At 62.9% G+C, this 13,091-nt stretch carries 10 protein-coding genes; 3 read left to right on the top strand and 7 right to left on the bottom strand.

Features of this window, described 5'->3' with window-relative positions; translation table 11 throughout:
* Window positions 1-60: 60 nt before the first annotated feature.
* Window positions 61-990, top strand: a complete 930-nt coding sequence (locus E8L03_RS04380) for a GGDEF domain-containing protein (RefSeq protein WP_244963720.1) — start codon at window positions 61-63, stop codon at window positions 988-990.
* A gap of 101 nt (window positions 991-1,091) precedes the next feature.
* Here the strand turns inward: E8L03_RS04380 and E8L03_RS04375 are convergent, their stop codons facing one another.
* Window positions 1,092-2,000, bottom strand: a complete 909-nt coding sequence (locus E8L03_RS04375; RefSeq protein WP_171266675.1) for an MBL fold metallo-hydrolase — start codon at window positions 1,998-2,000, stop codon at window positions 1,092-1,094.
* A 135-nt stretch (window positions 2,001-2,135) separates the two neighbouring features.
* Here E8L03_RS04375 and E8L03_RS04370 point away from each other — a divergent pair, with 135 nt between their 5' ends.
* Together E8L03_RS04370 and E8L03_RS04365 are read left to right on the top strand one after the other, a co-directional pair.
* Entirely contained in the window at window positions 2,136-5,909 is a 3,774-nt protein-coding gene (locus tag E8L03_RS04370) for a PAS domain S-box protein (RefSeq protein ID WP_171266674.1), read from the top strand.
* Entirely contained in the window at window positions 5,906-7,801 is a 1,896-nt protein-coding gene (locus tag E8L03_RS04365; RefSeq protein WP_171266673.1) for a PAS domain-containing hybrid sensor histidine kinase/response regulator, read from the top strand. Before E8L03_RS04370 ends, E8L03_RS04365 begins: the two co-directional genes overlap by 4 nt.
* A 27-nt stretch (window positions 7,802-7,828) precedes the next feature.
* Here the strand turns inward: E8L03_RS04365 and E8L03_RS04360 are convergent, their stop codons facing one another.
* The 6 genes from E8L03_RS04360 to E8L03_RS04335 all read right to left on the bottom strand — a co-directional run bounded on the left by E8L03_RS04360 (window position 7,829) and on the right by E8L03_RS04335 (window position 13,003).
* Window positions 7,829-9,058, bottom strand: coding sequence for an aspartate kinase (locus E8L03_RS04360; protein ID WP_171266672.1), 1,230 nt, complete (start codon window positions 9,056-9,058; stop codon window positions 7,829-7,831).
* A gap of 33 nt (window positions 9,059-9,091) precedes the next feature.
* A complete protein-coding gene (gene tsaE, locus E8L03_RS04355; RefSeq protein WP_244963665.1) occupies window positions 9,092-9,589 on the bottom strand; it encodes a tRNA (adenosine(37)-N6)-threonylcarbamoyltransferase complex ATPase subunit type 1 TsaE in 498 nt (165 codons plus the stop codon).
* A gap of 84 nt (window positions 9,590-9,673) precedes the next feature.
* Window positions 9,674-10,141: a CBS domain-containing protein gene (locus tag E8L03_RS04350; protein WP_144234647.1), complete on the bottom strand. Its 468-nt coding sequence runs from the start codon at window positions 10,139-10,141 to the stop codon at window positions 9,674-9,676.
* Window positions 10,095-11,840, bottom strand: a complete 1,746-nt coding sequence (locus E8L03_RS04345; RefSeq protein WP_244963663.1) for an NAD(P)H-hydrate dehydratase — start codon at window positions 11,838-11,840, stop codon at window positions 10,095-10,097. The genes E8L03_RS04350 and E8L03_RS04345 overlap by 47 nt, the downstream gene beginning before the upstream one ends.
* A gap of 41 nt (window positions 11,841-11,881) precedes the next feature.
* Window positions 11,882-12,262 (bottom strand): holo-[acyl-carrier-protein] synthase, encoded by a 381-nt coding sequence (locus tag E8L03_RS04340; RefSeq protein WP_144234646.1) that lies wholly within the window; start codon window positions 12,260-12,262, stop codon window positions 11,882-11,884.
* 15 nt (window positions 12,263-12,277) lie between these two features.
* The gene (locus E8L03_RS04335; RefSeq protein ID WP_144234645.1) at window positions 12,278-13,003 is read right to left on the bottom strand and encodes a pyridoxine 5'-phosphate synthase; all 726 of its coding nucleotides are present in this window, start codon (window positions 13,001-13,003) and stop codon (window positions 12,278-12,280) included.
* Between the last annotated feature and the right edge of the window lie 88 nt (window positions 13,004-13,091).

Raw genomic sequence — 13,091 nt, 5'->3', positions numbered from 1 at the left:
GAGACGATGGACAAGGCCGGTGTGCCTGCACGCGGGAGATGGCGCACGCTTGTGCTCTATATGCGTGGCATGCAGGAGTACGAGCAGCTTGCCGAAGATCAGAAAGCCAGAATTCAAAATCTGCTGATCAATACGCTTCGGAGTAAGGATTACTCCGATGAAAGCTATGAAAGCCTGATACAGCAGAAGAATGACATTCTGAACCAATCGAACCGGATGTATCTCCAGGCGGCATTGCAGAAAACAGAGCGCCTCGTGCAGGAGTTCGGCGACCTGATGATTCAACGCAGAAAGGACGTCAAACGCTTGGGGGATGAGACCGTCACGCTTATCGAGACGGAAGGGGGAGACTCCGCCTCTATCATCGAAAAGATCAGGGACTCGTTCAGCGAAGTGGTCGAGGCCATGGACCAGGATGCGCGGCTGCTGCAGGAGATGACGCGCACCGACCCGCTGACCAACATCGCCAACCGCCGTGCCTTCGACGAGGTGCTTGCCGAGGCCGCCCGCGCCTGGACCGAGCAGGGCACGCCGTTCTCGCTGATCATGCTCGACATCGACCACTTCAAGCGCTTCAACGATACATACGGCCACCGCATCGGCGACCAGGCCCTGATCACCGTGGCTGCGCTGCTCAGGGAGGCCGGCAAGAGCTTCGCCAAGGAGAACGATTGCACCTTCATCCCGGCGCGCTACGGCGGCGAGGAGTTTGCGGTCATCCTGCCCGGCGTGGTGCAGAACGACGCCATGGACGCCGCTGAGGATGTTCTGGCAAAGGTCCGGGCCTACAACTTCGTTATCCGAGACGCCGACGGCGGGGTCATCGAGCGCGGCATCCGGTTGACGCTCAGCGCCGGCGTGGCCGAAGTGCTGCCGGAGTGGAACGGCAACTTCACGGATCGCATTGTCGACGCAGCGGACAAGGCCATGTATAGCGCCAAGCGGCAGGGACGCAACCGCGTCCGGCTCTACGTCGAAGGCGGCTTCTGATTCCACATTCGCCGTCCCCCATGAAGAGCTCAAACGCCGCATCCCTGGCTATCCTGTCAGGCATGCGGCGTTTTGCATGAAAAAACGCCCGGGGCGGCCGGCTACAGCTCGATGACCGCGCCCACGTGCAGCAGTTCGACAGGGCCGGGGAAGCGCTCTGCCAGGACCCGTCCCGCAAGGGAGCCCGTGCAGTGGCCGGGCCGCAGGGAGCGCACGCCGTAGCGTTTCAGCGCGTCCAGCGCCTGAAGGATGGCCGGGTCGTCCGCATCCGTGACGCCCATGAGGTGCAGGCCGCCCAACACGCACTCGAAGCCCGGTGTGGCCGTGCTGTCCGCGTTATCAGCGGATGCTTCAGCCGGACCGCCAGCAGAGCCCGGATGTGTTGCATAGGCGGTTGCCGCGTCTACGGCCGCCAGGGTGTTGGCCAGCCCGCTGTGGCAGCAGCCCAGCACGAGCACGCGGCCCCTGGGCGTGTGCAGCACCAGGCAGGCATCGTCTAGCACGCAGTCCGGCCGCTCGCCTATCGAGTCGTGGAAGAAATTGTCCACATGCTCGGCATTGCCCGGCAGCCTGGGGATGTCCGTGACCATGGTGAGCACGGGGTTGCCCTGTCCGTCGGTGGCAAGAACCGTGGTTCCTTCAACAGGGCGAATCCTCCCGCGGACCGGTTCCGGCTTCTCCCAGCCAATGGGGCGGGTCGCGCTTCCCGGTTTGACGGCCCAGCGCGGCGTCGTGCTGCCCTGATGTGCGAAGATCGGGCCGTCGAAGCCGGCCTCCAGAAAGGCGGCAATGCCGCCGGTGTGGTCGTAGTGCCCGTGGCTCAGAGCCAGGCCCACTGCCTGCGCAAGATCCACATGGAGGGCGGCGGCGTTTTGCGCGGCCAGGCCGCTGGCGCCGGCATCCCACAACCACATGGAGCCGTCATCCAGGTAGACGGCGAGGGACAGGCCGTGCTCGCCGGCAAGGCCCTCAGGCGACGGCGTATTTTCAGAAAGGATAACCAGTCTCATATTGCTGCCTCCTAAATTAATTTTCCGGAGGATCAATCGCTTTGTCTCGCGCCCCCTTTATGATAGGGGACCAGGAACAAATCGCGGTCGAGACACCAGTAACACAGGGGCGAATCAGACGAGTCTTTTCGCACCATGGCTGAAGAACCACAAGAAAGCCAGACCGAAGAGGGCGTGGGCGTGCAGCGCACCGTAGGCACGGAATCACATGACACGGCGAGCGCCGCGGAGAGCGAAGCCGTACCTCCCGACGCATCGCCGGACGTGCCCGGTTTCCCTGTCGTAGGGTTGGGCGCATCGGCTGGCGGCTTCGAGGCGTTGGAGCTGTTCTTCAGGAACGTGCCCAAAGACAGCGGCATGGCCTATGTCGTTGTCCAGCATCTTTCGAGCGACAATCGCAGCCTGATGGCGGAGCTGCTATCCAAAAAATCAGCCATCCCCGTGGTCCAGGCAGAGGACGGCCTCCAGGTCCAGCAGGACACGGCCTATCTGATTCCGCCGCGTAAGCTGTTAACCATATTCAATGGCCGGCTTTCGTTGAGCGACAAGGACCCGGGACGTCCCCCCAGCTACCCCATAGACATCTTCTTCCACTCCCTGGCCCAGAGCGTGGGACACAAGGCCGTTGCCGTCGTGCTTTCCGGCACGGGCAGCGATGGTGTCCGCGGCATTCGCACCATCAAGGAGCATGGCGGCCTGGTCATGGTCCAGGCTGTCCAAAGCGCCGACTTCGAGGCCATGCCGGCCAACGCCCTGGGCACCGGCCTTGCGGACTACGTGCTGCCGCCGGAGGAAATGCCTGCTCAGCTCGCCAGGTACGCCGCCCATCCCCACTCGCTGAAACAGTCTGAGTCCGCCGCGCCGCGCGAGGCTGACCGCAACCTGCTCGACAAGATTTTTCAGCTGCTCCTGACGCGAAGCGGCGTGGACTTCTCGCAGTACAAGCCGAACACCATAATGCGGCGCATCGAACGGCGTCTCGCCGTGATGCAGATCGAGAAGCTTGCGGATTACGTGGACTACGTCAGCCAGAACACGGGGGAGCAGGACCAGCTCAGCAAGGATTTCCTCATCGGCGTCACCCGTTTTTTCCGTGATCCCGAGGCGTATGAGATCATCCGGAAGCGTGTCATTCCCGAGATTTTCGACGCCAAGGGACCGGAGGAGCCGGTGCGCGTGTGGGTTGCCGGCTGCGCCACGGGCGAGGAGGCGTACTCCCTGGCCATGCTTTTCCAGGAGTACAAGACCACGCACAGCAGGCATAACGAGGTGAAGATATTCGCCACCGATGTGGATGCCGACTCCCTGGATTTCGCCGGCGCGGCTCTGTACCCGGAAAGCGTGCTGGAGGACGTCGCCCGCGACCAGCTCCAAGGCTACTTCATCCGCAAGGGCGACCGCTGCCAGGTGGTCAACGACCTCCGAGAGATGGTCATCTTTGCGCAGCACAACGTGTTCCGCGATCCGCCCTTCAACAGGATCGACCTCATCACGTGCCGCAACCTGCTCATCTACCTGCAGGAGCCCTTGCAGAAGCGGGTGTTCCAGCACTTCAACTTCGGCCTGAACGCAAACGGTTTTCTCTTTCTCGGCGCCAGCGAGTCCATTGGCTCGTTCACCAATCTTTTCAATACGTACGATTCGCGCTGGAAGATCTTCCGCTCGCGAGGCAAGCAGGTGTCGTTGCCATCCGAGACCTTTGCCGCGTCCACGATGCGGCGCAAGGTTCCAAAACCGGTGTCCGCGTGCGAGGCTTTTGTGGCCGATGCGCCGGAGAGCCAGCGGGAAAGCCTGGCCAGCATCCACAGCTATCTCTTTGAGCAGTATGTTCCGGCAAGCTGTGTGGTGGATGCGAACCTGGAGGTGGTGCACCTTTCGGGCGATGTGAGTGACTATCTTCAGCTCAAGGCGGGCGACATCAACCTGAAGCTGACGACGCTGGTGCGCCAGGAGCTGGCTGTTCCGCTGGAGACCGGGCTCAACAAGGCGCTGCGTGAGCGCAGGATGGTGCGTTACGACCGAATCCCCCTGGGCGAAGGGGAGGAGCAATTCCGGGTCACTGTGAGTATGAAGCCGTTTGCGGACGAGAGGACCGGCACCTTGTTGTTCCTGGTCGTTTTCCAGCGCCTTGAATCCAAGGGCGGAAGCGTACAGGCGACCGACGATGAGGAGGATTGCTCGTCGAGCCGGATGCAGGACCTTGAGCACGAGCTGAACTTCACCAAGGAGAACCTGCAGGCCGTGATCGAGGAGCTGGAGACGACCAACGAGGAGCTCCAGGCCACCAACGAGGAGCTTCTGTCCTCCAACGAGGAGCTGCAGAGCTCCAACGAGGAGCTGCAATCGGTCAACGAGGAGCTCGTCACCGTCAACTCCGAGTACCAGTCCAAGATCCACGAGCTCACCGTGCTCAACAACGACATGGACAACCTGCTCGCCTCCACGGACATCGGCACCGTGTTTCTCGACGGGGATCTCACCATCCGCAGGTTCACTCCGGCCGCCAGCGGCGTCATGAATCTGCTCGAAAGCGATCTGGGCCGTCCGTTGTCCCATCTGGCGCACAACTTTTCCTACGACGTCCTCATGGACGACTGCCGACGCGTGCTCTCCACCAGCCAGCCCATGGACAAGGAGCTGCAGCTCAAGGACGGGACCTGGCACCTCTTGCGCATCCAGCTGTATCGCGACGAGACCGAGGCTGTTTCCGGCGTTGTCCTGAGCTTTGTGGACATCACGGCGCTCAAGCAGAACTCCATGGAGCTGACCAAGCTTTCCAAGGCTGTGGAACTCAGCCCGTCTATCATCTCCATTACCGACGGCAAGGGCGTCATCGAGTACGTGAACCGCCGCTTCCAGGAGGTCACGGGCTACCCGGCCGACGAGGTGATCGGCAGGACGCATACGCTGCTCCGGTCCGGCGAGATGGACGACGAGGACTACGCCGGCCTGTGGCAAACGCTGGCAGCCGGGAGGAAGTGGGAGGGCCTGTTCCTCAACGTGCGCAAGGACGGCCGCCGCTACTACGAGCACGCCACGATCATCCCGGTGCAGGATGATGACGGCAACGAGGTCCACTACCTCAAGATTGCCGAGGATGTGACCGAGCGCAAGAAGTCCCACGACATGCTGGAGTACTCCAGGCGGCGTCTGCTCGAAATCCTGGAGAACACCACGGACAGCTTTTTCGAGGTGGACCGGCTGTGGCGCTTCACCTTTGTCAACGAAAAGGCCGTGCAGAAGCTGGGCAAGAGCCGGCGCGATCTTCTGGGCAGGGAGCTTTGGAGCGTGTTCCCGGAGCTTCTGGGCACCGAGGCGCGGACCAGGATGGAGCATGTGCTGGAATCCCGGGGCGAGGACAGCTTCGAGGTCTTCATACCGGAGTGGAACCGCTGGCTGGAGCTCCACGTGTTTTTCCACTCCCACTCGTATCTCCAGAATGCGGGCGACGACGGCGCCTTGTCCAAAGGGCTGTCCGTCTTTTTCCGCGACATCACCGGCTCCAAGGACTCCCGGCAGGTTCTGGAACTCAGCGAGAAACGATATCGCGATACGGTCCGCCATGCGCCGGTCGGCATCGTCCAGATTGATTCCGGCGGCCGCTTCCTCCTGGTCAACGAAAGCTTCTGCGAGTTGACCGGGTTTACACGCGAAGAGCTGGGCAGGGCCACGTTCCATGATCTCACCGTGCCCGAGGACATCGGCCAGAACATACGCCTCTTCCGCGAGTTGGTGGCAGGCAAGCTGGAGCGGTACTCCATGCAAAAACATTATGAGCGAAAGGACGGCGATGTGATTGTTGTTCAGATTTCCGTATCTGCGGTTCGAGACGATGAAGGCGTATTCCAGTACGCTGTCGGTGTTGTGGATCGGTGTGGGGACGTGGTCGCGGGGAGGGACGGGGCATGAAGCAGGATCGCTGCAGGCAGAAGGAAACCGGCGACAAGGAACGCCGTTTCGAGAAGCTGCGCCGGAAGGCCGAAGCCCTGGTGGACGAAAAGAGTACCGAGGAGTTGTCCGCCTCCCTGGACGACGTCAAGGAGCTCATCCACCAGCTCACCGTGTTCCAGATCGAGCTGGAGCTGCAGAACGATGAGCTCGTCTCGGCCCAGTCGCGCCTGGAAGCCTCGCGCAACAAGTACATCCGGCTCTATGACTTCGCGCCCATCGCCTACTTCACCTTTGACGAAGACGGTCTCATCAGCGAATCGAACCTTGCCGGCGCCGGGCTGCTGGCCATGGACCGTTGCAGCCTGACGAACAAGCCGTTCATCACCTATCTGCACAGCGACTCGCAGAAGACGTTTTATTCGCACCGCCAGAGCGTGTTCCGCGACGGCGTCCAGCAGACCTGCCTACTCACGCTCAGGCTGCGCAACGGCGAGGAGCGCATCGTTCGCATGAACTCCGTGCTGGTGGACGATCCCTACTGCGCGGAGCGTCTGGATTCGGTCACGGGACCATCGCAGGCGCGGCTCGCGAGCAGCTCCTGCCGCTTCATGCTTTCCGCGGTGGAGGACATCACCGACCTCAAGCGCACCGAAGAGCTGCTGAACCAGGCCAAGCTCGCCTCGGAAAAAGCCAACGAGGCCAAGAGCGAGTTCATGGCGCGCATGAGCCACGAGCTGCGTACCCCCCTCAACGGAATCCTGGGCCTCACCCAGGTGGTCATCGACTCCGAGCTGGAATCGGAGCAGGAGACCAACCTGCGTATGGTCAAGGACTCTGCCGTGGAACTCCTGAGCATCGTCAATGACATCCTGGACGTTTCCAAGGTGGAGATGGGCGTGCTGACGCTGAAAAAGCAGGAGTTCTCTCTGCGCGCACTCGTGGAGGACAGCTTCTTCACATTCGAGAATGCGACGCAGGCCAAAGGGTTGGATTACAACCTGAGCATTGCACCGGATATGGACGACGAGTTCGTGGGCGATCCGTTACGCATCAAGCAGGTGCTGACCAACCTCATTTCCAATGCCGTCAAGTTCACGCCGCAAGGAAGCGTCTCCATATCCGTCAGCCGTGATGAGCGGCTCAACAAGTGCGCGCGCGAGCTCGTGCATTTTACGGTCAGTGACACCGGCATCGGCATTCCGGATGACCTTGTCGCCAATATTTTCGAACGCTTCTATCAGGTGGACGGCTCGTTCACCCGCTCCTTCGAGGGAACCGGCCTCGGCCTGGCCATCGCCAAGAGCCTTGTGGAGATGATGGACGGCGTCATCGAAGTGCGCAGCACCCAGGACGAGGGCAGCGTCTTTACGGTCACGCTGCCGCTGTCCACCGCCGCGGACGCGGCGGCGAAGAAGGCGCTCGCTGCCGAGCGCGAGAAGCCTGCCCCGGAAAATGAGGAGCCGGCCGCCGAGGAAGCGGAGGCGAAGGAGGAGCCCACGGCTCCGTCGCTGCCGCCGTTGACGGTGCTGCTGGCCGAGGACAATGCCGTGAACCAGGCCTTTGCCCAGCTCATTCTGAGGCGGGAAGGGCACGAGGTCGTCACGGTGGGCAACGGCAAGGACGCCCTGGAGGTCCTGTCGCGCCAGACCTTCGACGTAGTGCTCATGGACGTGCGCATGCCGGGCATGGACGGCGTGGAGGCCACAAAGCGCATCCGCTCCGGCGAGGCATGCGTGCTGGACTCGGAGATACCTATTGTGGCCATGACGGCGCACACCAGCATCGAGGACCGGGAGCTCTTTCTCAGCGTGGGGATGGACTGCTACGTCTCCAAGCCCATGAACTGGGAGCAGATTCTGGAGGCTATGGCAGAAGCGATGCAGGTCCGAGGGCGATGCCCCCGGACCTGATGTTCGGATATGTCGATGCGGCCGGGGCTAGTCCTCGGCCGACTGCTTGTCCAGCTCGAAGGCGTCGTGCAGTGTGCGCACGGCCAGCTCCAGGTACTTCTCCTCGATCACGCACGAAATCTTGATCTCGGAGGTGGAGATCATCATGATGTTGATGTTCTCCGCCGTGAGCGCGCGGAACGCCGTGCCGGCCACGCCGGAGTGGTTGCGCATGCCCACGCCGATGACCGATACCTTGCACACGCCCAGATCGTGGATCAGGTCGTTGGCCTCGATCTCCTTGGCTACGGACTGGAGAATCTCCAGCGCCCGCTCCAGGTCGCTGCGGCTCACCGTGAAGGTCATGTCCGTCCTGCCTTCGCGGCTCACGTTCTGGATGATCATGTCCACGAGAATGCCCGCATCGGCCAGAGGTCCGAAAATCGCGGCGGCAACGCCGGGACGGTCCGGCACCTCGCGCAGGGTCACCCGCGCCTGATCCTTGTCGTAAGCGATACCGGAAACCTTGACCTCTTCCATGGACGGATCCTCCTTGGTCACGAGAGTTCCCGAGGCGTCCGAGAACGTGGACCGCACCAGAACGGGAACGTTGTATTTCTTGGCGAATTCGACGGAACGGATCTGCAGCACCTTTGCGCCCATGCTCGCCATCTCCAGCATCTCATCATAGGCGACGCGGTCCAGCTTGCGCGCGCGGGAACAGAGGTTGGGGTCCGTGGTGTACACGCCTTCCACATCCGTATAAATTTCGCAGCGCTCCGCCTCCAGTGCGGCGGCCAGAGCCACGGCGGAGGTGTCGGAGCCGCCGCGTCCCAGCGTGGTGATGCGCTGGCATTCGTCGCAGCCCTGGAAACCTGCCGCCACGAGCACCTCGTGCTCATCCAGCATCTGTTTCAGCCGATCGGAATCGATATTCATGATGCGCGCTTTGCCGTAATCGTTGTCCGTATGCATGGGCATCTGAAAGCCCAGGACGGAGCGCGCTTTCCAGCCGGCGTCCCTGAGCAGCATGGTAAAAAGCGCCACGGAAACTTGTTCGCCTGTGGCGATGAGCACGTCCTGCTCGCTCGGGTCCGGCCGCGAGGACCATTCCCGGGCAAGCGTAAGCAGGCGGTTGGTCTCGCCAGCCATGGCGGAGAGCACGCACACGACCTTGTAGCCGTCTGCAAGGGCCTTCTCCACCTTTGCCTGCACTTGCCGCATGCACGTGAGATCGGCGACGGACGTGCCGCCGAACTTCTGCACGAGGATTCGCATTGCTGCGCCTTCCTTCATTATTCTTCGCGCGGATTACTGTTGCATGTCCGCGCCATGTGAGAACGCCGATACGGCCTCTTTGCATGCCTCGCAGAGCGGCGCGCATGCCGGCGTCGATGCGGTGATACGGGCGACGCGTCCCGTATCGCCGGACCCGTCCACACGTTCAAGCGACACGAGCAGGCGATGCTCGGGCAGCTCGGACTCGGGAACGAGCTCGCTCCATTCCACAACAACTATACCGGGGTGTTCGTCCAGAAGGTCGAGTATCTCCCAGTCTGCGGCGGTTCCCGCCAGCCGGTAGAGATCCGCATGGGCTACCTCCGGCGTGGTTGGGTAGTGGTTCGCCAGGGTGAAGCTCGGGCTGGAGACTTCCGCCTCGTCGCCGCCCGGCAACGCCTGGATGAGTCCCCTGACCAGAGTGGTCTTGCCTGCTCCCAGGGGGCCGGTCAAGAGGAGGGTGCGGCATTTCGGCGCGCCGCGCTCCCACAGCTTGACCCAGGCCCGCCCCAGAGCAAGGCCGAGCGCCATCGTGGCCTCGCTGTCAACAAGGCGCAACGATGACGCGGGGGATGATGGTTCGGAGTCCATGAATATCCGGTGGATTGGCGCGTCCTAGGACGCCGGATCGATACGGTCCATGAGCGTGCGCAGCACGTCTTCCTTGCCGATTACGCCAACCAGTTTGCCGGCGTCCACCACCGGGATAGTGTGCAGCTTCTTGTCCACCATGAGGTTGGCGACCTGGTCGAGAGGCGTGTCCGGCGTCACTGTGACCACCTTCCTGGTCATCACGCCGTCCACCGTACTCGACGCCACCTTCTGCAGCTCGCGCTCCAGGGAGGAGGGGTCGGAGAGGGGGATCATGGAATCGAGGATCGTAAAAAACGAAGGCAGGCGGACCTGCTTCTGCTTGGCCACGAGGTCGCTTTGGCAGATGATGCCTTCGAGGCGGCCCTCTGAATCAATCACGGGCAGGCCGTTGTAATGGTTGTCGAGCATGAGCCGGACCGCCTCGGCGGTATCGGACGACGGCTCAACCGAGACCACGTCCGTGGTCATGATGTCCTTGGCTGTGAGCATGTATCAACTCCTTGAGTGCCTGGGGCAGGGCGTGTGCGATTTCACGGGCCATGGCTCCGCGTCCGGGAACCGACCGGCCCAGTATGCGACCGGTCGAAGCGTGCCAATACACCCCGAGGCATGCCGCAGGCAAGGGGGGCGAGTTCCGGTCGTTGCGGCCCAAAAGCGCGGCGATCAGACCGGCCAGCACGTCGCCGGAGCCGCCGATGGCGAGCTCCGGACAGGCGATGGGGCACAAAAAGCTCGTGGGGTCGTCGTTTCCCGCCAGTTTCTGGGCCACGACCGTGCCCGCGCCCTTGAGCACGAGGCACGGCGCGAAGCGCTCGGCAAAGCCTTCGGCCAGTGCGATGCGGTTCTCGGTGTAGCGTTCCATGGCCGACGATTCGTCCATGGTGTCCACGGCCGCGACGAGCCGGGCCATCTCCACGGGATGGGGCGTCAGCACGTCGCGGTCGGTCAGCATGCCCAGCAGGGAAGGGCGCTGGGAAAGATGAAAGAGGCCGTCGGCGTCCACTACGGCCGGGGGCCTGTTCTCCTGGGCCAGCACGCGCTTGAGCAGCCGGGCACTTTCCGGGTCGCGGCCCATGCCCGGGCCCAGCAGCAGGGCGTCGAAGCCGGGAATTCGCTCTTCCAGCTCGCTGTACATCTCCGGGACGAGCACGGTGCCCTCGCCCAGGGGTAGGGTCATGCACTCGGGCTGGCCGTTCTTCACCTCCGAGGCGATGCCGCCGGGGCAGGCGATGGTCACGAGCCCGGCGCCGGCGCGCAGGGCCGCGATGGCCGAGAGCACGGGCGCGCCTGTGAGCCCGTGGGAGCCGCCGATGATGCAGACACGGCCGGCCGTGCCCTTGTGCATGGCCGGGTCCGGCGTATCCACAAGGGAAGCCACGGCGTCCGTGAGCAGGGCGCGCTGTACGGGCTGTGCAAAACGAACGGCGCGGGGAATGGCGATGCGGCGTACTTCCAGCCGGCCCACCCAAGGCTCGGCCTCGGGCAGGGCGATGCCGGTCTTGGCCGCCTCCATGGTCACGGTGGCGTGGGCGCGCACGGCCACGGGGCTTGGCTTGCCAGTGGTGCCGTCCAGGCCGGAGGGCACGTCGATGGCCAGGACAAAGGCGCGGTCGCGTATTTTATTGATGGCCTGCACCCACGTCTTGTAGTCGTCGCGCAGCTCGCCGGAAAAGCCGGTGCCCAGCAGGCCGTCTACTATAATGTCGCAGAAGCCCTCGCGGTCGGCGGCGCCGTACTCCTCGGGAAGCTGATCCATGGGCCGCAGCCAGTCCGCTATCTGGATGAAACCGAAGGGGACCCCGGCCTTCTGCGCGTACTCCAGATGCTTTTGGGCTGTGCCCTTGTACGCCTCGGGCGATTTGGTTGTGAGCACCAGAACCACGGCACCGTTGTCCAGCAGGTGCCGGGCCAGGGCCACGGCGTCGCCGCCATTGTTGCCCGGACCGGCCAGCAGCAGCACGCGCTTGCCTTCCAGGCAGTCCGGAGCGCCGGGCGCGCCCACGCGGGGAAAACGCTCGCGCAGCACATCCAGGGCCACGCGGCTGGCGTTCTCCATGAGTAACTCTTCGGGCAGGCCGAACTCATCGATGGTCCAGCGGTCCCAGGCGGCCATCTGCTGCGGCGTGAGCAGCGGATTATCGAGGCGTAGCTGTTCCAGCGTGCGCATCAGGTCGAGCTTCGTGTCCATCACGTTTCCCTTGTCTGCTTGGCGTTCCGGATATCCGGCGCCTATCCTTCCAGCACCACCACGGCGGCCGCCACATCGCGGCCGTGGGTAAGGCTGACATACGCCTTTTTTACGCCCATGGCGTTGGCGAGATCAAGGGCGGGGCCAAGAAAGGCGAGCTCCGGCTTGCCGGAAGGCATGGGCTGCACCTCGATGGTGCGCAGGGAAACGCCGCGGCGGAAGCCTGTGCCCAGCGCCTTGGAGCCGGCTTCTTTGGCGGCGAACCGCGCAGAAAGGTAGAGGATCTGCGGATTTAACTTCTCAGGCAGATGCTCCAGCTCGTACGGGGTGAGCATCTTTTCCGCAAAGCGCCGGCCGTGGCGCGAGATCGCACGCTCGATGCGGTCCAGCTCCACGACGTCGATGCCTAGTCCAAGAATCACGCGTTGTCCGGACGGTTATGCGGAGAAATCCGCCACGAGCGCAGCCATGCGGGCCACTGCCGGCTTCAGGCCGGTGAATACCGCCTCGGCGATGATGCTGAAGCCGATGGAGTACTCGTTGATCGCGGGAATCTTGGAGAAGCTCAGGATGTTGTCGTAATCCAGACCGTGGCCCACGTTGACCTTGAGCCCCAGATCCTGGGCGTAGCCGATGCCCACGAATATCTTCTCCAGCTCGCGTTTGCGGCTTTCGTAGTCCTCGGCGTCGGCGTAATGGCCGGTATGGATCTCCACATACTCCACGCCGATCTCGGCCGCGGCGTCGATCTGCTCGCTGGATGCCTCTATGAACAGGCTGATCTTGATGCCGTCGTCCTGCAGGGGGCCGACGTAGTCCTTGAAATGCTTGACGCGGCCGGCCACGGCCAGGCCGCCTTCGGTGGTCAGCTCCTTGCGCTTTTCGGGCACCAGGCATACGGAGTAGGGCTTCACCCGGCGGGCGATCTTGCGCATCTCGTCGGTAGCGGCCATCTCCAGGTGAAACAGAGTGCTGGTTTCCTTGGCGATTCTCTCCACATCATTGTCGTTGATGTGGCGACGGTCTTCACGCAGATGGGCGATGATGCCGTGGGCGCCGGCTTCCTCGGCGACGAGGGCGGCCTTCAAGGGATCGGGGAAAGTTGCCAGCCTTGCTTGGCGAATTGTGGCGACATGGTCTATGTTGACTGCGAGGGTAGGCATGTCAGAGATGCTCCTTGGTTATGCAATGTATCCGTTTTTTTAGTGTCTTCGCCGCGGCTGCAGAGAATGTCAAGGTCCGTTCCATTCC

The sequence above is a fragment of the Oceanidesulfovibrio marinus genome (assembly GCF_013085545.1).
GTDB lineage: Bacteria > Desulfobacterota > Desulfovibrionia > Desulfovibrionales > Desulfovibrionaceae > Oceanidesulfovibrio > Oceanidesulfovibrio marinus.
This window is presented reverse-complemented; position numbering and strand designations above follow the sequence as displayed.

Excerpts from the sequence above, each read along its gene's own strand:
- E8L03_RS04380 (WP_244963720.1), top strand. The coding sequence starts at position 61 with ATGCGTGGCATGCAGGAGTACGAGCAGCTTGCCGAAGATCAGAAAGCC.
- E8L03_RS04375 (WP_171266675.1), bottom strand. The coding sequence starts at position 2,000 with ATGAGACTGGTTATCCTTTCTGAAAATACGCCGTCGCCTGAGGGCCTT.
- E8L03_RS04370 (WP_171266674.1), top strand. The coding sequence starts at position 2,136 with ATGGCTGAAGAACCACAAGAAAGCCAGACCGAAGAGGGCGTGGGCGTG.
- E8L03_RS04365 (WP_171266673.1), top strand. The coding sequence starts at position 5,906 with ATGAAGCAGGATCGCTGCAGGCAGAAGGAAACCGGCGACAAGGAACGC.
- E8L03_RS04360 (WP_171266672.1), bottom strand. The coding sequence starts at position 9,058 with ATGCGAATCCTCGTGCAGAAGTTCGGCGGCACGTCCGTCGCCGATCTC.
- tsaE (WP_244963665.1), bottom strand. The coding sequence starts at position 9,589 with ATGGCGCTCGGCCTTGCTCTGGGGCGGGCCTGGGTCAAGCTGTGGGAG.
- E8L03_RS04350 (WP_144234647.1), bottom strand. The coding sequence starts at position 10,141 with ATGCTCACAGCCAAGGACATCATGACCACGGACGTGGTCTCGGTTGAG.
- E8L03_RS04345 (WP_244963663.1), bottom strand. The coding sequence starts at position 11,840 with ATGGACACGAAGCTCGACCTGATGCGCACGCTGGAACAGCTACGCCTC.
- E8L03_RS04335 (WP_144234645.1), bottom strand. The coding sequence starts at position 13,003 with ATGCCTACCCTCGCAGTCAACATAGACCATGTCGCCACAATTCGCCAA.